20 protein-coding genes and 1 pseudogene are annotated in these 22,676 nt (G+C 35.2%); 18 read left to right on the top strand and 3 right to left on the bottom strand.

Annotated features, from left to right (window positions below):
• Nucleotides 1-47: 47 nt before the first annotated feature.
• Nucleotides 48-482 (top strand): cold-shock protein, encoded by a 435-nt coding sequence (locus FNE73_RS11095; protein ID WP_143884682.1) that lies wholly within the window; start codon nt 48-50, stop codon nt 480-482.
• A gap of 298 nt (nt 483-780) precedes the next feature.
• Here FNE73_RS11095 and FNE73_RS17070 read toward each other — a convergent pair.
• Nucleotides 781-1,066 (bottom strand): annotated as a pseudogene (locus tag FNE73_RS17070) (transposase); the annotation flags it as partial.
• A gap of 245 nt (nt 1,067-1,311) precedes the next feature.
• Here FNE73_RS17070 and FNE73_RS11090 point away from each other — a divergent pair.
• Together FNE73_RS11090 and FNE73_RS17030 are read left to right on the top strand one after the other, a co-directional pair.
• On the top strand, nt 1,312-1,848 hold the full coding sequence (locus FNE73_RS11090; RefSeq protein WP_228430049.1) for an IS5 family transposase: 537 nt from the start codon (nt 1,312-1,314) through the stop codon (nt 1,846-1,848).
• 49 nt (nt 1,849-1,897) lie between these two features.
• Nucleotides 1,898-2,077, top strand: coding sequence for a hypothetical protein (locus tag FNE73_RS17030; RefSeq protein WP_394366298.1), 180 nt, complete (start codon nt 1,898-1,900; stop codon nt 2,075-2,077).
• Nucleotides 2,078-2,148: 71 nt separating this feature from the next.
• Here FNE73_RS17030 and FNE73_RS11085 read toward each other — a convergent pair whose 3' ends face one another.
• Together FNE73_RS11085 and FNE73_RS11080 are read right to left on the bottom strand one after the other, a co-directional pair.
• Nucleotides 2,149-3,618 (bottom strand): contractile injection system tape measure protein, encoded by a 1,470-nt coding sequence (locus tag FNE73_RS11085; RefSeq protein ID WP_143884681.1) that lies wholly within the window; start codon nt 3,616-3,618, stop codon nt 2,149-2,151.
• Nucleotides 3,619-3,645: 27 nt separating this feature from the next.
• Entirely contained in the window at nt 3,646-3,966 is a 321-nt protein-coding gene (locus FNE73_RS11080) for a hypothetical protein (protein WP_143884680.1), read from the bottom strand.
• A 501-nt stretch (nt 3,967-4,467) separates the two neighbouring features.
• Here FNE73_RS11080 and FNE73_RS11075 point away from each other — a divergent pair.
• The 15 genes from FNE73_RS11075 (at nt 4,468) to FNE73_RS11010 (ending at nt 22,623) form a co-directional block, all read left to right on the top strand.
• The gene (locus FNE73_RS11075; RefSeq protein WP_143884679.1) at nt 4,468-5,049 is read left to right on the top strand and encodes a DUF4255 domain-containing protein; all 582 of its coding nucleotides are present in this window, start codon (nt 4,468-4,470) and stop codon (nt 5,047-5,049) included.
• 55 nt (nt 5,050-5,104) lie between these two features.
• Nucleotides 5,105-5,617 carry a hypothetical protein gene (locus FNE73_RS11070; RefSeq protein ID WP_143884678.1) on the top strand — a complete coding sequence of 171 codons (513 nt, stop codon included), beginning with the start codon at nt 5,105-5,107 and terminating at the stop codon, nt 5,615-5,617.
• Nucleotides 5,618-5,717: 100 nt separating this feature from the next.
• On the top strand, nt 5,718-7,055 hold the full coding sequence (locus FNE73_RS11065; protein WP_143884677.1) for a phage tail sheath family protein: 1,338 nt from the start codon (nt 5,718-5,720) through the stop codon (nt 7,053-7,055).
• A gap of 32 nt (nt 7,056-7,087) precedes the next feature.
• Complete coding sequence (locus tag FNE73_RS11060; RefSeq protein WP_143884676.1) at nt 7,088-7,519, top strand: phage tail protein; 432 nt, start codon at nt 7,088-7,090, stop codon at nt 7,517-7,519.
• Nucleotides 7,520-7,544: 25 nt separating this feature from the next.
• Nucleotides 7,545-8,885, top strand: coding sequence for a phage tail sheath family protein (locus tag FNE73_RS11055; RefSeq protein ID WP_143884675.1), 1,341 nt, complete (start codon nt 7,545-7,547; stop codon nt 8,883-8,885).
• 32 nt (nt 8,886-8,917) lie between these two features.
• The gene (locus FNE73_RS11050) at nt 8,918-9,349 is read left to right on the top strand and encodes a phage tail protein (protein WP_056015436.1); all 432 of its coding nucleotides are present in this window, start codon (nt 8,918-8,920) and stop codon (nt 9,347-9,349) included.
• A gap of 2 nt (nt 9,350-9,351) precedes the next feature.
• On the top strand, nt 9,352-9,819 hold the full coding sequence (locus FNE73_RS11045; RefSeq protein WP_089745072.1) for a phage tail protein: 468 nt from the start codon (nt 9,352-9,354) through the stop codon (nt 9,817-9,819).
• A gap of 202 nt (nt 9,820-10,021) precedes the next feature.
• Nucleotides 10,022-10,183 carry a DUF5908 family protein gene (locus FNE73_RS16755; protein ID WP_185147336.1) on the top strand — a complete coding sequence of 54 codons (162 nt, stop codon included), beginning with the start codon at nt 10,022-10,024 and terminating at the stop codon, nt 10,181-10,183.
• Nucleotides 10,183-10,929 (top strand): CIS tube protein, encoded by a 747-nt coding sequence (locus FNE73_RS11040; RefSeq protein ID WP_143884674.1) that lies wholly within the window; start codon nt 10,183-10,185, stop codon nt 10,927-10,929. The genes FNE73_RS16755 and FNE73_RS11040 overlap by 1 nt, the downstream gene beginning before the upstream one ends.
• Nucleotide 10,930: 1 nt before the next feature.
• On the top strand, nt 10,931-12,676 hold the full coding sequence (gene vgrG, locus FNE73_RS11035; RefSeq protein WP_143884673.1) for a type VI secretion system tip protein VgrG: 1,746 nt from the start codon (nt 10,931-10,933) through the stop codon (nt 12,674-12,676).
• A 2-nt stretch (nt 12,677-12,678) separates the two neighbouring features.
• Nucleotides 12,679-12,969, top strand: coding sequence for a PAAR domain-containing protein (locus tag FNE73_RS11030; RefSeq protein WP_228430046.1), 291 nt, complete (start codon nt 12,679-12,681; stop codon nt 12,967-12,969).
• 175 nt (nt 12,970-13,144) lie between these two features.
• Nucleotides 13,145-13,555, top strand: coding sequence for a GPW/gp25 family protein (locus FNE73_RS11025; RefSeq protein WP_143884671.1), 411 nt, complete (start codon nt 13,145-13,147; stop codon nt 13,553-13,555).
• Between the two features lie 89 nt (nt 13,556-13,644).
• Entirely contained in the window at nt 13,645-16,728 is a 3,084-nt protein-coding gene (locus tag FNE73_RS11020) for a baseplate J/gp47 family protein (RefSeq protein ID WP_143884670.1), read from the top strand.
• A gap of 24 nt (nt 16,729-16,752) precedes the next feature.
• On the top strand, nt 16,753-19,599 hold the full coding sequence (locus FNE73_RS11015) for a hypothetical protein (RefSeq protein WP_143884669.1): 2,847 nt from the start codon (nt 16,753-16,755) through the stop codon (nt 19,597-19,599).
• 12 nt (nt 19,600-19,611) lie between these two features.
• Nucleotides 19,612-22,623 carry a PKD domain-containing protein gene (locus FNE73_RS11010; RefSeq protein WP_143884668.1) on the top strand — a complete coding sequence of 1,004 codons (3,012 nt, stop codon included), beginning with the start codon at nt 19,612-19,614 and terminating at the stop codon, nt 22,621-22,623.
• Nucleotides 22,624-22,676 lie beyond the last annotated feature (53 nt).

The following is a 22,676-nucleotide window of genomic DNA, read 5'->3' as shown; positions in this document are numbered from 1 at the left end:
GTTTTATCTTTTACATCAACACGTAACTAATAAATTTTTACATATATATGGCGGATTCTTTCTCTAAAAAAGAAAATTTTAAGAAAAAAGTACAAAAAGCAAAAGAAAAAGCTCAGAAAAGAGAAGAGCGTAAAACAAGCAACAACAAAGGCAAAAGCCTTGATGACATGATTATGTATGTGGATGCAAACGGTCAGCTGACCAGCACTCCACCAGATAGAAATAATGATGAGGATTTTGACATCAACAATATTCAGCTGGGAGCAGCTCCTATTGAAGCTGAAGAAACCATTAAAACCGGAATTGTAACATTTTTCAGTGAAAAAGGTTATGGTTTTATCACAGAAGATAATTCAAAAGAAAATGTGTTTTTTCATAGCAATAACTGCTTAGAACTTATCAAAAAAGGTAACAAAGTTTCTTTTGAAAAAGAAAAATCTCCGAAAGGTTTTGTTGCTGTTAATATAAAGATGGTAAAATAAAAAATACTTAAGACAGATTTATCTTTGGATAAATTTGAGCCAATAAAAAAAAGCCATGATTTTTAGTAAATCATGGCTTTTGTATTTTGCAGAAGTTATATGTTGTTTTTAAGATAAAATGTAGACATCTCGAGAATACAAATACCAGACACAAATAAGATAGCTTGTCCAAAGCCATTTGGAGAGGATAAAAATTCTATCTTATTTCTCAAATTCGACTTCTACGCCACGGGCTTTAAGTTCGTGAGAATACACACTCAAAAGCTAACTTTCATTGTTCCGAACTACATTCTCAGCACTTTTTTTTGCCTTGACGATTTAGACATACTGCCAAATAGATTGTCTTATTAATGACCTTGGAGCTTTTCACGAGTCTTGAGTAAGACTTCGTTCATCCAGACAATTAAATGCGAATCTTCAAAGGGATAGCTTTTGCCAGCTAATCATTTCAGAAGTAACCACATTTGTAATTCTGAAAATGGCAAAGATATTCCAAAATCGTACAGTTCTTTAATCTGCTCTTCGATATCACTTACGCTCATCCCTTTGGCGTAGAATGAGATAATAATATTCTTAAGACCTTTGATGATGTTATTAGGATCAGTACAGGTTCAAAACTGCTTGCCTCGTTTCTTTGAAGTATCATTTTTATATGCCTAATACGGATTTTTCTTGTTTTAGTGAGCAGTACTTAGAGCCTGTTTAAAATTAAATTAGAAAAATGTTTATGAATACATTTTATTAGAAAAAAACAATACAATAAATTGATTGTCAGTTGTTTATGTTATTTGTTTTTCGTAACTTGTTGGTGTCGAATCAATTAAGCTGCATGAGAAACTATTCCACAAACGTTACTGACAATCAATGGCAATTTATTAAAAATACTTTAGAATTAGATAATCGTAAACGGAAATATGACCTTAGAATCATTTGGAATGCGATTATGTATCTGGTGAAAACAGGCTGCCAATGGCGAATGCTTCCCAATGATTTTCCAAAATGGCAATTAGCTTACTTTTACTATTCGAAATGGGCAAATGCAGAAGATTTTGATCTGCTTCTTGCGAGATTGCGAGAAAAAGTACGCCTGAATAGAAATCAAAACAGAGAACCAAGCTTAGGAATAATGGACAGCCAGAGCATAAGATGGGGAAACAGCCGCTCGCTGAAAGGTTTTGACGGAAATAAAAAAGTGAAAGGCATTAAGAGGCATGTGGTTGTAGATAAAAATGGCTTTCTTTTAGCGATCATGGTCACTGTGGCGAATATTCATGACAGTAAGGCGGTTGATTTTTTAATGAGAACGATGTCATATTTTTTTATCTCCTGTAAAAATTATCCTTGCAGACGGAGGCTACAGGGGTGAAACAATAGATCATGTTAAGAATCAATTTGGATATTTAATTCAGGTAATAATGAGAAAGGACGATAAAAAATCAGATTTTAAGCCAATTTCAAAAAGATGGATTGTTGAACGTACATTTTCTTGGTTTGACAACGACAGAAGGCTTTGCAGGAATTTTGAACTCCTGATGGAAAATTCTGAAAATATGGTCAAGCTGTCCGCTATAAAACTTTTATTGAATAAAATTTAAACAGGCTCTTAAATATTACATTTTTCACAATGTATCTTTTGTAATTAAATAACTATTTTATAATCAAGTAATTACCAATTGATAAAAATAAACTGATCCTGCCACGGAAGTTTGACAAAGCCAATTCCCCATCCCAGTTTTTCAAGGAGAATATCCTGCGTTTTTCGTTCTACGGTAAGAGTATAATCATGATCAATGACCAGTTTTCCGGGACGTTGAAAAAATTCATTCTGTAATAATTCAACAGATGATTTTTTCATTGCACTCCAGTTGTGCTGCACGCTTTCAATCACATTTTTAGCCTCTGCTTTATGTTTTCTGGTGAGCTTAATGTGCCTGTTGATGGTTTGATGAAGCGGAATATTGCATAAAAACTTTTCAAGAGCCATATCATATTCCGGAGCATTGGTTTTTCCGGTTGCAATGTAATGTAGCAAGTGTGCGCAAAGTTCAGGATTCAAAAACTGATTGTTTTTTGAGTCAAAAAGATCACAACGTTCAAATAAAGTTTTAAGAAACGGATGTATCAGAATAAGTCCTGCGTTCTGAATATATTGATCTGCATTTGATATTAAATTATCTTGATTCAGATATTCTTCGTTTTTATTTGAGTTATTCTGAATAGCTGTATTTTTCTGCTTTGCTTTTTCTGTTGAGACTGACATGTTTTCAGAAATCTCTTTTCTGCTATTTTCAATACTTTCAAAAACCTCATCTTCTTTAATAAAAGGAAAGATTTTAACTATATTTTTCCAGATTTGCTGAGTTTCTTTTGAAGGTGAAACTGCTGAATTTCTTTCTGCTATTTGTTGTAAAAGATATTTTTTTAGATCATTATTTGGGCTTAAAGATTTAGATAATACCTTTAAAACCAATTCCCAAACCAGATTTCTCTTGTTATTATCCAGCTTTGATATTAGCTGAACGATATCGCTTTCGAGATTGATTTTTAAATCTTTATCTTTTAAAATAATCAAACACAGCTGTGCAATCTGCTCGTTTGAAAGCTGATTGATCATTCTGTTTCTCATATTTTCTTTTGAAAAAACAGGGATAATGTTTCTCTGAAAATTTTCAGCCGAAATAAGACTTTCAAATACTTTTGGTTCTAAAAAAGAAAAGTTTCTTTTTCCTGAATTCCACCAAGGCATTGATCCTGTGGTAAGAAAATAAATGAAAGCCTGAACAATTTTTTCTTTGTTTCCAACTAAATAAGCTTCAGAATTATTTTCTTTTTGCTGATCTGAGTTTAAAATTGAATCTGTGATTTCGGACAATTCCTCTTTAAAAATCTGAGTGATTTTATCTTTTAGCTCGGTATTCAGAGTACTATTTTTGATATCCAGATTCAATTCTAACTTAGGAATCTGTAGGGTGGAATCAGCAAATCGATGTTCTAAAGCACTGATAGATTTTTCTATTTCCGGAAAAACATCAATAGACAGAAAGCTGGTAATATCATCTTTTATACTCAATGCTTTTTCCTTGTTATTGACTGAAATTTCGATAAAAACTTTCTGAATGATATGATCTTTCTTCACAATTAAATAGTTTTAGTTGACTGTAGATTATTTCCTGTCAAATTCTCCGCCCCAGAAACCGGCAGGACAAAGACTTAGTTTTGATCTTTGTTTGGCACTCAGTCTGCAGCCGCAGCCTCTCACAAATCCGTCTTTTGGAGAATCTGCTACTTCAAGTGTATGAGGATTCATCCATTTGAGAGCGTTACAATTGTTTCCGTTTTTCAGCGGACAGGCATTACAAATTTCTGTTCTCACAGCGAAAATATATTCTTCATTATGATTTGCCACGCCCATTTTTGAGCGTAATTCGTTGAAATGACCGCCAATGATTTCATTGCGCTTGCCAAAAAGTTTTTTAATGTTCATGCGATTAAGTTTTAAAATTATGGGGTCAAAATTAGACGAACAAAAGACATTTTTACGAATGATGAGGTCTCTTCATTCTGTCTTTGCAGTAAAAGAGAAAAATTATATCCTGATGATGGGGTTTATAAATAATTGATTGTTTTATAAGAAAAAAATCTTGGAAAATGTTTTGTGATGAAGTCGGTTTTCAATTTCAAAAAGTAATTAAAAAGGTATCGTTAATCCATGTTGGAATAAGACTAATTTTTAATAATAAATTTTTACTTTTTGAGAACTTAGATTTCACTATACTTAGATTAAGGAAATTTTTAATGTGAAATATTATTTTATTTTAAATTTTAATGTTTTGAATTTCAATTAAATATGATTTTGTTTTTTCCGGATTTATAAATATCTTAAAAATTGTATTTACTGCAAAGACAGGTTTGAGCCCTCAAAATATTTGTCTTTTGACATCGTGTAATTGTATGTTTGCACCATAATAATTTAAGAACAGAAATTATGATTAATAAAGTATTAACAGTTTTAAAAGATCGACTGAATCTTCCAAATGGTTTACAGGATCAGGCAGGTGAAATTGCTGTCATTGGTAACATCGCGAAACATGAAGACGATACCTCAAATCTTGACAACAAAGTGGTGATCACCCTGCTTAGTGTAGAGGAAGAATCTACCATGAAAAATACTCCGAGATATTTAAAATTCAATGAATCTGAACATATCATGGAAAGGGAAAGCCAACCGGCGTATTTAAACTTATACGTGATGATTGCTGCCAACAAAAATATGTATGATGGTGCTTTGGTGAACATTTCAAAAGTCATTGAAATCTTTCAGGTCAACAATGTATTAAAATATAATGCTGTTAGTGATGAAGAGAGCGATTTCATTTTCAGAATCGAATTACACTCTGTTCCTTTCGATCAGTTAAGTTATATCTGGGGATTATTAGGTGGGAAAATTATGCCTTCTGTTTTGTATAAGATAAGTGTTGTTAAAATTGTAGCTAAACAAGAAAAAACTGACATCACATTAATTGATGAAATTAATACTGAGAGTAAAGTAATTAAACCAAAAGAATAGTGTAATTAAATAAAAAAACAAAAAACTTATAACATTTTTAACTTAAACTTTAACCATGCCAAATCAAGCACCATCACACATCTCAGACGATTTTTATCCTGTTTATAACTACTCAGAAAATACCAATGAAAAGCTTAAAAACAGATGTATAGCAGATAGTTATAACGGAAATTTTATACAAGCTGCCAAAGGTCTTGATACCATTCAAAATGCTTACATTTTGTATGCCGGTGAGATTGCTGCCTTAGAAGAACTCAAAAATCTCGCAAGCGACGAAATTTCTAATAGATCTACAAATCCTCTTGTTCTTGCTGATCTTCTTGAACAGGCAATTGCGATAGCAGAAGAAATTAATGAAAATAATCTGAATGTCGTTCTTTCAGAAGCAATCTATGAATCGAAAGCTGTATTAGAAGCAATCTATGACGGAACAATAGACGACTTTAAAATGCCTGATTCAGATAAAAATATTCCGGCTTTCAGTGAAGAATTTGAGTCACTAAAAACAGCAATTATTACTTCTCAGAATCAAAAAAGAATTACGGGAAATACGCTCTATACAAACTAAAGGATTCAATTCTTCAATAATTCTCAAACACAATCAATCATCAATTAATACTCGGAGTTTTACTTCGGGCAATAATGAACATTAACCTAAATTTTAAAAAATGAATTACAAAACTCCTGGAGTCTACATTGAGGAAATTACAAAATTTCCTCCATCCGTAGCACAAGTAGAAACGGCTATTCCTGCTTTTATAGGATATACAGCAGATGGGCCAAGAAATAAGCCAACAAGAATCTCGTCTATGTTGGAATATGAAGCAATTTTTGGAAAAGCAAAAGAAGAAACTTTTGAAATTACTGACACAGCAGACGCTAATGGAGTATTTACAACCACTGCAGTAATGATTCCAAGTCAGTTCAAAATGTATTATGCGATGCAAATGTTTTTTGCAAATGGCGGCGGACCTTGTTATATCGTTTCCGTCGGAAGTTATAATGATACGGTAGCTATAGGAAACTCTACGACTTTGGGAACCTTATCGTATGGTTTAGATCTGCTAAAAAATGAAGATGAACCAACGCTTATTGTTTTCCCTGATGCTGAAGCTTTAGAAGATGAAGCTTATGAATTGTATGGTTTAGCTTTAAGTCATGCAGAACTAATGAAAGACAGATTCGTCATCATGGATGTTTTTGGAGATGATTCAGTATCTGCTGCAGCTAACTTCAGAACCAATTTAGACAGTGGTGAAAAATTGAAGTATGGAGCTGCTTATTACCCAAAATTAGAAACTGTTTTAAATTACAATTTTAAAAGTACAGTTGAATTGAATGATAGTCCTGTAAACTTAAATGATTTAAAAACGTCAGATTCAGCTCAGTATAATAGAATTAAAAAAGCAATTGAATCTAAAAGAGTGGTATTGGCTCCGTCGTCTGCAATGGCAGGAATTTATGCAAGAGTAGACAGCACTTCCGGTGTATGGAAATCACCGGCTAATGTTGGGCTCAACTATGTAGTTGCACCTACCGTGAAAATATCTGATAAAGAACAGGAACTTCTTAACGTAAATCCGGGTACAGGAAAATCCATCAATGCCATTAGAAATTTCACAGGAAAAGGAAACTTAGTTTGGGGCGCAAGAACTCTGGACGGAAACAGCAACGAATGGAGATACATCTCGGTACGTCGTTTCTTCAGCATGGTGGAAGAATCTGTGAAAAAAGCAACAGAGCGTTTCATGTTTGAACCGAATACGAAGAATACGTGGGTACGTGTTCAGACGATGATCGAAAATTTCCTGAATCAGCAATGGCAGGATGGTGCATTGGCAGGAAGCAAACCTGAAGATGCTTATTATGTGATTGTTGATCTAGATAAAACAATGTCTGCTCAACAAGTTTTAGAAGGGATAATGAATATTGAAATCGGTATGGCTACAGTACGTCCGGCAGAATTTATTGTGTTGAAATTCTCACACAAATTACAGGAAGCATAAAAATTAATTAATAACAAAAAATATAAAAAATTATGAGTACATATCCATTAGTAAAGTTTGCCTTTGAAGTAGATTGGGGCGGAACAAAAGTAGGATTTCAGGAAGTAAGCGGACTTAATGCTGAAGCAGCTTTAATTGAATACAGACACGGAGCAAGCCCTGATTTCAGCAAAATCAAAATGCCGGGACTGAAAACTTTCAGCAATATTACTTTAAAAAGAGGAACTTTCAAAAATGATAACGAATATCTTGAATGGTTCCAAACGATTCAGATGAATACGGTAGAAAGAAGATCGATCACGATTTCTCTTTTAGACGAAAACGGAGAACCTGCGGTAACTTGGAAAGTGAAAAATGCTTTCCCGCTTAAATTGAATTCAACAGACTTGAAAGCTGAAGGAAACGAGGTGGCTATCGAAACCTTAGAAATTGCACACGAAGGACTAACTATTGAAAATAACTAAATATTAACTTTAAATTTTTAACAAAATGAATTACAAAACACCAGGAGTCTACGTAGAGGAAATTGCAAAATTCCCGCCATCAGTAGCACAAGTAGAAACGGCTATCCCTGCTTTTATCGGATATACAGAAAAGGGACCAAAAAATGAACCGACAAGAATTTCTTCAATGTTGGAATACGAAGCAATCTTCGGAATGGCAAAAGAAGAAACTTTTGAAATTACTGACACAGCAGACAGCAATGGAGTATTTACTACTACTGCGGTAGTAACTCCAAGTCAATTCAAAATGTATTATGCGATGCAAATGTACTTTGCGAATGGTGGAGGAGCTTGCTATATTGTCTCAGTAAATACATTTCAGGACGAAGATGATGAGGACAATTTAGTGGAACAAGCAGAACTGGAAGCGGGTCTGAAATTATTAGAAAAAGAAGACGAGCCAACGCTTATTGTTTTCCCGGATGCTGAAGCATTAGCGAGCCAAGCATATAAATTGTACGAGAAAGCTTTGGATCAGGCAGAAATGATGAAAGACAGATTTGTCATTATGGATGTTGTTGGAGAAGTTGCTGAATTTAAAGGAGCTGCAGGTCCGGGTGTAGGACCGAGCGGTAAAAGACTAAAATATGGAGCTGCTTATTATCCAAAACTGGAAACCGTTCTAAGCTATAATTATGATGTTGTTGTTAAAACAGGTCTCAATACTACTTTGGATTTAAAATCATTAAAGATCTCAGATTCTGCTAAATACAATAGAATTAAAAATGCAATCGAATCTAAAAAAGTAGTAATGGCTCCATCATCTGCAATGGCGGGAGTTTATGCAAAAGTAGACAGCACTTCCGGAGTATGGAAAGCACCGGCTAATGTTGGACTTAATTATGTAGTTGCACCAACCGTAAAAGTTTCTCATGAAGAGCAAATGAGTCTTAACGTAAATCCTGACACAGGAAAATCGATTAATGCAATCAGATCTTTCACAGGAAAAGGAACTTTGGTTTGGGGCGCAAGAACGCTTGATGGTAACAGCAATGAATGGAGATACATCTCGGTACGTCGTTTCTTCAACATGGTAGAAGAATCTGTGAAAAAAGCGACAGAGCGTTTCGTTTTTGAACCGAATACTGCGAATACTTGGATTCGTGTTCAGACAATGATCGAAAATTTCCTGAATCAGCAATGGCAGGATGGCGCGTTGGCAGGAAGCAAGCCGGAAGAAGCTTATTATGTAAGTGTTGGTTTGAATAAAACAATGTCTGCACAGGATATTTTAGAAGGAAATATGGTGATTGAAATAGGTATGGCTGCAGTACGTCCGGCAGAATTTATTGTGCTTCGTTTTTCACACAAATTACAGGAAGCATAAAAATTAATTAATAACAATAAAATATAAAAATTATGAGTACATATCCATTAGTAAAGTTTGCCTTTGAAGTAGATTGGGGCGGGACAAAAGTAGGATTCCAGGAAGTAAGCGGACTAAATGCTGAAGCAGCTTTAATTGAATACAGACACGGAGCAAGCCCTGATTTCAGCAAAATCAAAATGCCAGGACTTAAAACATTCAGCAATATTACTTTAAAAAGAGGAACTTTCAAAAGTGATAACGAATATTTCGAGTGGTTCCAGACGATTCAGATGAATACGGTAGAAAGAAGATCGATTACGATTTCTCTTTTAGACGAAAACGGAGAACCTGCAGTAACATGGAAAGTGAAAAATGCTTTCCCGCTTAAATTGAATTCAACCGATTTAAAAGCTGAAGGAAACGAGGTGGCTATCGAAACCTTAGAAATTGCACACGAAGGATTAACTATTGAAAATAACTAATCATGGCAGTTTTATATCCTCCCACCAGTTTCTCTTTCATTGTTAACGGGATCTCGACAACAGAGGGTATTGACTCCAGATTTCAGTCTATATCTGGTTTATCTACAGAAATCGGAACTGAAGAATATGCCGAAGGAGGCGAAAACAGATTTACTCATCAGCTTCCTTTAAGACCAAGATATCCCAATTTAGTTCTTAAACGAGGATTGATCGTAAGTTCAGGATTGATAAGCTGGTGTAGAAACGCCATGGAAAACTTCGAGTTTGAACCGAGAGATTTGATCGTTTCTCTTTCAGGAGGTCTTCAGTCTACTGCACCTTTAATGGTCTGGAATGTAGTCGGGGCATATCCTGTAAGATGGGAAGTATCAGAATTCAACGCCGAAGAAAGCAAACTTGCTATTGAAACAATAGAGCTGAAATACAGATATTTCACAATACCTTCATCGTTAGCAAGCTTAGGCTTGTAATTTCTAAATCATATCTAAGCACATATTTGTGTATTAGTTTTCTGATAACATTCAGCAAAAATAAATTTTCATAAAAAGAATAAAAGATTGGTCTATCACAAGGCTGAACGCACTCTTTATGTGCTTAGATTTTTATAAATAAATACGTTAAATAATTGGTTTTAAGTTTTTTACGTATAAAAAATAATTAAAAATAAACGAAATGCCAATAGAAATAAAAGAACTTCACATTAAGATAAATGTGGACGAAAAAGCAACAGCAACGACAACTGCCACATCGGTAAATGAAGGAAAAATCATGCAGGCTATAACTGAAAGCGTAGAGCAGGTAGTAAATATTGATAAACGTAAAAAAGAAAGGTAATGAGAGGGCAAATCGATAAATTAAAAATAACGGCTTACGAAGATTCTAAATATAAATCAGGAAAAAAAATACAAAAATTTCCTAATGGAGCCGAGAATCCTTTCTATGTTCTGATTAATCCTACCAGTTTTTCTATAAATCATAAGATAGAATACAATAATGAGATTCCTGAAGGAGGAGCTACAGGCGATCCGAAGCATAGTAAATCACTTCCTCCGAGTTTACAATTTGAGTTTTTGTTTGATGGAACAGGAGTAACTCAAAAGAATTCTGGTAATACTTTAATAAATAAAATTAAAAATAAAAGCTCCTTTGCAAAAAAGGCTGTCCTAGACCAATTAGCTGATTTTTATATAGCTACAGGAAATTATGACGGTAAGATTCATAAACCTTATCATGTCATTATTAATTGGGGAGAATTTGAATATGAAGGCATTCTTTCAGAGTTTTCAGTAGACTATAAATTATTTAATAAAGACGGAATTCCTTTAAGAGCAATCGGTAAGGCAACTTTTGTAGGAGCTGTTAGTCAGGAACTTAGTGCAGCAAGACTAAAAAGAAGTTCCCCCGATCTTACCCACAAAAGAATTGTACAAGACGGAGACACGCTTCCTTTAATGACCGAAAGAATTTACGGAGATTCTAAATATTATCTGGAAGTCGCTAAAGTGAATGGCTTAATCAATTTCAGACAGTTAAAACCAGGAACCGAACTCTACTTTCCACCCATAGAAAAAATAGCATAACATGAACAATAGCGGATACATACAGACGGCAAAAAATTCTGACCTGATCACTTTTAAAGTAATGTCAGAAGGAACAGAACTGCCCGGAAAGTACGGTGTGAAAAGCATTGTAGTGGAAAAAGAAGTCAACAGAATTCCTTACGCCCGCATTGTTATTTTGGATGGAAGTGTACCGGAACAGGATTTTAAACTAAGTAATGAAGAACTGCTGGTTCCCGGAAAAGAAATTGAAATCACAGCCGGTTATCATTCTAAAGAGGAGACTATTTTTAAAGGAGTGGTTGTAAAGCACAATATAAAAGTGAGAAACGGCTCTTCTTACCTCATCATAGAATGCAGAGATAAAGCGGTGAAAATGACTTTAGGCAGAAAAAGTAAGTATTTCTACGACAGTAAAGACAGCGATATTATTGAGGAACTGATTGGTAACAGCGGTTTGACTGCCGATGTTGAAGCAACTTCAAATTCACACAAAGAATTGGTTCAGTACCAATCTTCTGATTGGGATTTTATGCTTACAAGAGCTCAGGCAAATGGGAAACTTTGCTTTACAGAAGATGGAGCAATTAAAATTGCGAAGCCGGATTTTAGCAAAAAAGAAGTAGAAACAGTTGTTTACGGATCATCAATACATGAGTTTGACGGAGAAATAGATGCAAGAGATCAGTTTAAAAAAATTACAGCCAAAAGCTGGAGCTATACCGATCAGGAACTTACTGAAGTGGAAGCTCAGGATCCGGCGGTAAAACTCAACGGAAATCTTTCATCAGATGATTTAGCAAAAGTATTTGGAATTGAAGATTTGCAATTGAAACACGGAGGAAATCTTACCCAAAGCGAACTTCAAGATTGGAGTGATGCCAAAGCAACTTTCCAACAGTTGGCAAAAACGAGAGGAAGAGTAAAATTCCAGGGAATTCCGGCGGTAAAACCTGGAGTTACATTAACACTTCAGGGAGTAGGAAACCGTTTTAACGGAAAAATATACGTAACAGGAGTTCGTCATGAAATTGCAGATGGAAATTGGCTGGTTGATGCACAATTCGGGCTTTCTCCAACCTGGTTTTCAGAAACGTATGATGTAAGCGAAATGCCGGGTTCAGGAATTATTCCGTCGATCAGCGGTTTGCATATCGGAAAAGTTTCTCAATTGGAATCTGATCCGGATGGAGAGGACAGAATTTTGGTGCAGATCCCGATTATCAATAACGAAGAGGAAGGAATCTGGGCGAGAGTAGCCACACTTGATGCAGGAGAAAACAGAGGATCATTCTTCAGACCTGAAATTGGAGATGAGGTAATTATCGGATTTATTAATGATGATCCCAATGACGCAGTAGTTCTGGGAATGCTGAACAGCAGTGCAAAACCGGCTCCCATTGTAGCTTCAGATGACAACCATGAAAAAGGATTTGTTACCCGAAGCGAAATGAAAATGATCTTTAATGATGATAAAATTTCTTACACCCTTGAAACTCCAAAAGGTAAAAAACTGATTGTAAATGAAGATGAAGACGTTATCAAAATAGAAGATGAACATTCTAATATTCTTACGCTTAATAAAGACGGAATCAGTATGGAAAGCGGAAAAGACATTAAAATTAAAGCGAAAGGAGATATTACGATGGAAGGAAAGAATATTAATGTAAAAGCATCGGCACAGTTCAAAGCAGAAGGAAGTTCGGGTTCAGAACTGAAATCAGGAGCAGTAACCGTCGTAAAAGGCTCTCAGGTAAAAATCAATTAATCATGAAACCGGCAGCAAGAATTACAGATATGCATACCTGTCCGATGGTAACGGGAACCACGCCGCACGTTGGCGGACCCATCATTCCGGCAGGAGAACCCACCGTATTAATCGGAGGGAAACCCGCAGCGAGAGTAGGAGATAAAGCAATATGCACTGGTCCTCCGGATACTATTGCAGCAGGATCTTCAAGTGTGATGATTGGCGGAAAACCAGCCGCAAGAATGGGAGATTCTACAGCTCACGGAGGCGTGATTACCGCAGGTGAAGCTACTGTTTTAATAGGCGGATAATTTTTTAAAGAAAATTAATATCAGCAAAAAAACGGCTACGCAAAGGGTGCGTTACCGATGCAGGATGCTTCCAATAAATATATACAACAATGTATGAAATCGCCACGATTGATGTTCAGACAAAATTCTCCAGAAAATCAGCGATTGCATATCACTAAAAACAATTGATACCTATATGAAAATAAATACAGATTTTTTAGGAACAGGCTGGAGTTTTCCGCCTGAGTTTAATGAGACCGAAGGAAAGCTGATCATGACCACAGATGTGGAAGACATCAACAACAGTTTGATCATTTTACTTTCAACACGTCCCGGAGAACGTGTGATGTTTCCCGACTACGGATGCGATCTGCAGGAAATGCTTTTTAAACCATTGAATTTAACGCTCATCACCCAGATGAAAGGAATTATCGAGCGTGCCATTTTATACCACGAACCCAGAATAAATATTTTAAGCATTGATATAGATTCTCAGGAAGAACTGGAGGGAGAAGTGTTGATAAAAATAGATTACGAAGTAAGGAATACCAATACAAGAAGCAATATTGTTTTCCCTTTCTATAAAGGTGAAGCTACTGAAATATAAATAATTACGGGATGTCTGTAACCATTTTGAATACACCAAAACATTACATTAAGTATTGCATCTGACCATAGAAAATTAAATATAAACAAATGAAAAAAACAGATACATTTTCACATTATCGTGAAGGAAAATCACAAATGCAGCGCTTTTTAGCAGAATTAGACCCCGGCAATCTCGAATTGCACGATTTTGATTTGTTTGATTGGCTGTTATTCGCAAACAACTTTGCAAAACATATAAATTTTTTTGACAAAGATGATGCAGCAACGCCACAGGGAAATTGGGGAAATTTCTTCTTTGGTGATGATGCTAATGCAATTCCGCGCAGAGAAAGCGTAGAATACAAAAGCATGAAGAAACAGGTTACAGATCTTATTTCCCAGTTTGAGCAAGACAGCAACCTTACGCCCCACCTTACCTTATTTGTCTGTTTCCTGAAATTATTGGATTTCTCAAAAAATGCTTTCAATAATTTAACGAAAAGACATCTGGATTTTTACTACAACGAAATCCTTCAGATCGAAAAAAACGATGCCAAAGAAGACAAAGTCTATGTGATTTTTGAATTAGCCAAAAAAGCAATTCAGGAAAGAATTCAGGAAGGAACACTTTTAGACGGTGATAAAGATGCCAACGGAAAAAAGCGTATTTACAAAACCGGAAAAGAACTCATCGCCAATCAGGCAAAAGTAGTTGAGATTAAAAGTTTTTTAAACGATGCCGAGAAAAAAGAGCTGAAAATAGCTCCTGTAGCCAATTCTGCTGACGGGCTGGGCGAAAAACTGCCGGAGGAAAGCAATTATTGGTGGCCTTTCGGATATAATTCTGATGAAACACTTCCCAATAAATCTATTTTTAAAGAACTTCCGAAAGCAAAATTAGGTTTCTCAATAGCGTCATCATTATTCGATTTGAAAGAAGGTGACAGAAAGATAAGCATTACCATTAATTTCCAAAATAAGTTTACCCAAAAACTGAAAGACCTTAAAGATGAGGATATTAAGGACACAATTAAAGTACTTTGCAGCGGTGAAAAAGAATGGTTATCTGGTGTAGAAGAATTTAAATGCGTAAGGCTTGATGAAAATGGCAGAGCAGTATCAACACCAGTACAACAACCGGTTTCGTTGTCATTGTCATTTGTATTGCCTAGAAATTTCCCTGCTGTTGTCAATTATAATAAAAAGGTATTATTAGAAAACTTTCAAACTAATTTACCGATTATACGATTTATAATTGATGGTAAAAATGACTATGATGTCTATCAGGCTCTTGCGGAAAATGACATTAAAAACATAGCAATATCGGTTGATGTAAAAGGAATAAAATCTGTTCAGATTGAAAATGATAATGGCGAATTAAATGCAGAAAAACCTTATTATCCGTTTACTGCACAGCCAATTAAAGGATCTAATTTTTATATCAAATGTCCTGAAATGTTTTCTAAAAAATGGAAAAAAGCAGACATTACCATCAATTGGAAAAACACGCCGGATTCTATAAAAGATTTGTACAATGGATATATCATTCAGCCTAATCAAAACATCAGTTTAAGTGCTTTTGGAGCTTTAGAAACCCCATCCATTGTAACTTCAGATGCATATTTTAAAGCAAATACTGCATTATTGGAAGAGGAAATCTGGTATCCTAAAGCGCAGGATATTAATTTATTCAGTAAAGGAAAAGATGGTTACAAAACCCAGTTTTCTATCAGCAGCAATGAGTCGGGAACGAGCGAAGCGATCCGTTTGACATTGAATCAGTCTTCATTACAGGATGTTTATCCAAAATTGTATACACTGGCTTTATCAAGTGGTTCAGAAAAAAATAAACTAATTCCTAATGAACCTTATATTCCTTTCGCTGAAGATATAGAGTTGAATTACAGCGCACAGGAAACTGCCTATTCTTATTTAAGAAAAGATACAGACGGTTTAGCTTCAAAAAATGACGGAGTACAAATATACCATGAAGATGTTTTCGGACAATACGAAAAAGAAGTAGATACAAAAAGTATTGTACCTGTACATCAGGACGGAGGCGAATTGTACATCGGTCTGGATGCAATGCCACAAATGACGGTTTCGCTTTTGGTTCAGATGTTGGAAGGAAGTGAAAATCCTTTGGCAAAAACATTTTCGGAAAAAGAATATATAGAATGGAGTATTCTTTCCGGCAATACCTGGATTGATCTGTCTAAATCTATGCTGCAAAACGACACAAGAAAATTTCTGGAATCCGGTATTGTCAAGTTTAAAATTCCTAAAGATATAAACATTAATCATACAAGATTTACGGATCAATTGGTGTGGATAAGAGCAAAATCAGGAAGAAGTTATGATGCGGTCTGCAAAATTCAGGGAATTTATACTCAGGCTGTTTTGGCAACATTCCAGAATCAGGATAATGATCTTTCTCATTTGAATAACGGTCTGGAAGACAATACGATTTCTAAACTGATTATGAGAGTTCCGCAGGTAAAATCTGTCAGTCAGCCTTACAATTCATTCGATGGAAAATACAAAGAAACGGATGCTGAGTTTTACAGGAGAGTAAGCGAAAGATTGAGACATAAAAACAGAGCCATCACACAGTGGGATTACGAACATCTGGTTTTGCAGGAATTTCCGGAAGTCTTTAAGGTAAAATGTTTAAACCACACTTCTGAAAAATCATACATGGCTCCGGGACACGTCACCTTGATGGTGGTTCCGAATCTTAAAAATAAAAATGCTTTTGATATTTATCAGCCAAGAGTAAGCAGAGCCACCCTGAATAAAATTGAAAACTACGTGAACCAACTGAATACAATGCACGTAAAAGCTCAGGTTATCAACCCGAATTACAAAGAAGCAAAAGTAGAAACAAAGGTGAAATTCTTTGAGCAGTATGATGAGACATTTTATATCAGACAGCTGGACGAAGATATTAAAAAATACATTTCACCGTGGGCTTTTACAGATACTAAAGATATTGATTTTAATATCAAATTAAATGTAAATCAGTTGATTAACTATCTGGAGCAGCTGTATTACGTAGATTATATTGATGGCATCAAGATCCTGGTGAATGATGTTTTACAGAGACAGTCGCTCATTGAAGTAGACCCAAAATCTATTCTGGTGTCTGCCAAACAGCATAGTGTTACCATTGCAGATCATGTATGTATTTAATAATAAAAAGAAGAAAATATAATTATGTCAGAAAATAAGCACATTAGCATACCCAAAAAGGTAGAAACGGAAGATCAGACCGATTTTCATTTTCTACGCAGAACAGGTGTTGAATACATAGAAAAGTTAGGCGGAAAATTATGGACCGATTATAATTCTCATGATCCCGGTATCACCACTCTGGAAGTTCTGAGCTACGCCATTACAGATCTCGGAATGAGAATGAATCTGAATATGGAAGATATTTTGGCATCGAAAGATGATAAAAAAGATATTCATACACAGTTTCTGAAGGCAACAGAGATTTTACCTTCAAGACCATTAACCGAGCTGGATTACAGAAAACTGTTCATAGACATCAGTTTCAATTCCGGTCAGAAAAGACCGATCCGTAATTGCTGGCTGGTTCCTAAGACCGAAAAACTGTATGTTGACTGCAAAACAGGAACACTTGATTTTAAACCAATCGGAGAAAAAACAAGAGATTTTACTGTAAAAGGATTGTACGATCTGTATGTAGATTATGCAGAAGATATTGATGCTGAACACAGCGAATGCGATAAATCTTCAACCAGAGTAAAAATCCTGGAACGTTATCATGCCAACAGAAGTCTTTGTGAAGACTTGGTAGATATTAAAGAAATTGAAACCCAGAAAGTTGCCGTTTGTGCCCGTATCGGATTGGTAAATAAAGCAGATGAAGAACTGGTACACGCCAAAGTAATCAGAACAATTAATCATTATCTGGCTCCGGAAGTTCATTTTTATTCGCTGAAACAAATGCTGGATAAAGATCTTTCTACAGATCAGATTTTTGAAGGTCCGCTTCTGGATAACGGTTTTATTGATGATGAAGAACTTAGAAACAGTCAGTTGAGAAGAGAAGTTCGTCTTTCAGACCTGATCAGCGAAATCATGAAAGTTGATGGTGTGAAAGAAATTCATGAAATTTCTATTGCAGGCTGCGACAGCGTGGTAAAACAAAACAACGACTGGCTGATCTGCATAGAAAAAGGTAAAAAGCCGGAGCTTTGCGAATTAAGTTCTTTCAGCTACAGTAAAGGTGCGCTTCCGTTAAATATCAATGAAAAAAAGGTTCAGGATTATTTAGAAACACTTAGAAAAGAAGAGCAGGTGTTGAGAGAAGATGCGAGACAGAATAAAGAATTGATTCTGCCACAGGGAACATCTTACGACATCGGAAACTATGCTACTATTTTAAATGAATTTCCGGATACTTACGGAGTAGGAATGTCCGGAATCATAGGAAATCCAACCCCTGAAAGAGAAGCACTGGCGAAACAAATGAAAGGATATTTGTTGTTTTTTGATCAGATTCTTGCTGGTTATTTTAAACATCTGGAAAAAGTAAAAGAAGTATTAAGCATTCATGGAGATTTAAAAAGAACGTATTTCACGCAGACTCTTAAAAATATCAAAGGTTTCGATGAATTGGTTAAAGATTATGATGCAGATGACGATAAGCTTACAGATTCATTGTACGAGGAGCTCGATAACAGTGTAGAACGACGAAATGAAGTCTTAGATCACCTAATTTCACGTTTTGCAGAAACTTTCAGTGATTATACGTTCCTGATGAAATCTTTGTACGGCAAATCTGCAGATGAAATCGTTTTAAGCAATAAAGAAAACTTTTTAAGCGAATACAAATCATTAAGTAAAGACAGAGGAATTGGCTACAATTATACATTAGATGATGTAGGAAATCTCTGGAATACCAAAAATATTTCGGGAGTACAAAAAAGAATAGCGCGTTTACTTGGACTTAAAAATTATACGCAGCGAAACTTATCTCAAACTCCTATTGTGATTATCGAAACACAGGGAACTGACGGTAAACCAATCTACAGTTGGAAAATAAAAGACGCAGCAGGGAATATTACTTTATCATCTGTCAATACATATAAAATAGAATATGCCGCCACCAAAAATCTGCATGAAGCGATTTATCAGACCATACAAATTGATCAGGAAGATCTGGATAATGCATTAGAGAAGCTGGAAGAAGCTCAGCCAACGTATGATTTGATAGGGAATATTCAAATTCGCTTTTCGTCGGGAGGTAATTATTATGTGGAGATTTTAGATGATTCCGAAACTAAAAAAGTAATTGCTACCCATAAAAAAACCACTCCTTATTCTTCGCTTGACGAGCTGAAAGATGGAATCATTAAAACAGTAAATTATTTTAAATATGATTTTACAGAGGAAGGAATTTTCCTTGTAGAACATTTACTGCTGAAACCTACATTTAAAGATTATAAACTTATTGGAGGTATTGGTTGTATGTCTATAAATGAAACATTTAAAATCTTTCAGAATATGGAAGGTATCGGTTATATGACGGTAGGAAACACGTTTGAAGTATTTTCTCCTGAAGATGATGAAGAGATTCCTGCTACACCTGTTAAATATGCTGATGCGCTGATGTCTTCGTGCGAAGAAGACTGCGAAGATGATGTTTTTGATCCTTATTCTTACCGTGTAAGTGTTGTTCTTCCTGGCTTTGCGTATCGTTTTCAGGATCCTGATTTCAGACGTTATGCTGAAACAGTAATCAGACAGGAAATTCCGGCTCATATTTTAGCAAAAATTTGCTGGGTAGGAGACAGAATGAGCGATAAACAGACTGCTCAGAACGATTTGGCGGGATTTGAATCTGCCTTTAAAAAATATCTTTCAGATAAAGCTAAAAATAATCTGGAAAACTTAGGCAACAGCACTTTTAAATTACTTGAAGAACTTTCCCATTTAAATAATATTTACCGACCGGGAAGGCTTTTAGACTGTGATATCGAAGATAACGACAGCTTGGACGGAAAAATAATTTTAGGACAATCAAACATATAAAATTGAAAAACAATGAATGCTAAATTAGACAATATAACAACCCAATATAGAAAGTTTAACGAAAACCAGGTGTTAACGGAAGGGCAGTTAAACGAATTCATCGACTATTTTGAAGATCAGGACAGGCTCTCCAGAACCCGCTTAAGCGGAGTAGGAATTGTATGCGGCTTTAAATCTGTATTCTTCGATGAAGCCATGAGCAAGAATGATGATGTTATCAGAGAAATATTCAAAGGAAAAAAAACAGAACTTGAAGATTATCTTGATACCATTGTAATCACACAGGGAGCAGGTGTAACCACAGACGGAGATTTAATAACGTTACGCAGAAAAATTGAAAAAACTGTAGCCAATCCAGATAAAAAAGTAATTGAAACGCTCATCGATTTTGATGCTAATGCTTACAGATATTACAGAACTTATGAAAGTGATGTACAATACCCGCATTTTGATAATGACACAACACAAATTCCTCTTTTAGAGATTATTACAAAGCAGGATTATGACCTGTTGGAATCTCAAAAGGCAAAGGATAATTTTAAAGAGGTAAAAGGTATTGAAAAATTAAGCAATAAAATCGTCATTCTTTACTTGGAATCTTATTCTAATAAAGAATCGGCTTGTGAAGATGCAAATTGCGATAATGCAGGAGCGGAGCAGGTGTCTAATCTTAGAGTGCTGTTGGCAGATTCGAAAGATGTTGAAGGTCTTTTAAGTACAATAGATACAAAAGATTCTCTTTACCAACTTCGCAATAAGTATGAAAAACTTTATGACAGTCTTCCACAAATAGAAGCAAAAAGAGTGATTTTGGATTCTTCTATCACAACACCGTCACAATTGAAGACAAGATTTTATGATTCGATCAATACTGTTCCTGCCTTAACAGCTGGTTTTGATAGTATTTTTAAAACTTTTTATTCCAAGGATTCTTCAGTAAGTACAAAAATAAACTCATTATTATTAAGTTCTGCTTTCAGTCTGAGTGATTATCAGTACCGATATGATTTGTTTAAAGATTTAATTGATACCTATAATGAGATTAAAGGATTGCTATTGCATCTGGATGCAGAATGTTGTCCGAGTATCAATTCGTTCCCTAAACATTTGATGTTGGGAGCTTTAGGAGATACATTGGAATTGGGAGAAAAAGCTGATTTCCGTCACAGTTTTTATCATTCATCGGTAACTACAGGTGATGATGAAAATTATGAAAGAGTCATTATGCTTATTAAGCGTTTTATTGAGAAAGTCAATAAGTTTAAATCTCACAACGGACCGGTTAAAATCACACCTTCCAATTTGTATGTAAGATTGGGTAACAAAGCGGTACCTTATTATTACAATGTAGATCAGCCTTTATTGGCTCAATGGAATTTTGAAAAAACAAAAACCGACCGAGAAACTTATAACCTGAGTTATCATACAGCCAATTTAGCAGGAGACGACTATGTTCAGAATCCGCTGAATTATAATATTGATAATTACGATTTCTACAGGATTGAAGGACACTTAGGATTGCCTTATGAAACTGCGGTACAAAACATCAATGATCTTAAAGTAAAATACGGATTGCCTTTTGATGTCGCTGTATTGCTTTTGAATAAAGGTGAAAAAAGAGATGATAATTTACCTTCCGAACCGAGAAAATTGTCAATAGAAGATCTCAGAAAGCAATTGGTTTCGATTTCCGATGACATCAGCAAGGAAAGAGGAGATTATAAAAGCACTTTGTTTAATTTATCTAAATTAGACAGTGATCTGAAATTATTGAATAAAGCTGCATTCACAGCTCCCGGATCAGATAAGGAAGTTGTTGTTGTGAAAGAAGATCCGAAGAAAGAGGAAATTTCAACAGAACTTTTATGTGATTTCTTAGAGCGTAAATCAGGTCTTGAGCATTTGGCAGGCGTAGAACGTGGCGGATTATTTTTGCTAATCGCAGAATCGGAAGCAAACAATCAGGTTCTTGCAGATTTCTCATTGCCTTATTTGTGCTGTTCGAAAAAAGATCCTGTATTTTTGGTTTTACCGGAAAGTCAGCTTTGTCAGAATGATGCTCCGATTGCTATGACTATTGTTCCGTTGGATGGTGAAGTAAAAGCATTTGTAAATGGTTCTACTCCGATAACTGCCATTAATCAATCAGCAGGTCAGAGTTTCTTTGATCCAAGTCTGGTAAATGCTGCTTATTTTGGACAAACCATTACATTTACTGTTAATGATGATCCTGTAGAATCACAAATGATCGTATATAAAAAACCGGAAATTGTATCTGTATCTGCAGGTTCTATAATCTATGATACTCCTACTACAGATGAAAACGCAAACAACCCGGATGCAACTGTTGAATTTAACGTTGTGGGAGATTTTACAGGTCTTACATTTACATGGAATTTTGGTGATGGTTCTCCAATAGTAAACAATGAAGCGCCAACTAACAAAAAAACTCATGTGTACAATCTTATTGCTGGTCAGGAAGATATTTATAATCCTACACTTACAGTAACTAATAGTAACGGATGTAGTAATATTTACCGATTAGCACACTTAAAGTTAACTGGACAATCTACTATTGCATGTCTCAGCGGTATGAGAGTAGTTATTCAATACAGACATGGTATAGATCCGGGTCATACTTGTAACAGAGCTAGTTTTAATTTATTAGGAAACGGACAAATAATTGAAGGTCAGACTCCATTCAATCAAAGTGGTGTTGTAAAAGGAAATATTCATTTAAGTAATACTGGTGGAAACCAAGATAGACATAATTATCCTCCAAATGTTAGCAGTGGTTATAGCAGATATAGTGAAATTATTATTACTCAAGAAGAAGCAGAACAATTAGCTGCAGGGGCTTCTGATGGTTATGTAAGCTTTTCTCTTGAATGTGCATTAGGTTCTTGTCATACAGGAGTTGCGTTTACTCAATTATTCCTGGCAAACGATCCAGCTCCAATCTATTCTGGTTATCCAGTTGGTAATTTTTTACAAATAAATCCTTGTACAGGAGCGACAAGATAATTCTAGACAGGATGAATCAGTGAAACTACTTCATAGACAATTAAGTTTGTCTA

The sequence above is a fragment of the Chryseobacterium binzhouense genome (assembly GCF_007474545.1).
GTDB classification, from domain to species: domain Bacteria; phylum Bacteroidota; class Bacteroidia; order Flavobacteriales; family Weeksellaceae; genus Chryseobacterium; species Chryseobacterium binzhouense.
Note: the sequence above shows the minus strand (reverse complement) of the source record. Positions and strands in the feature narration are given on the sequence as shown.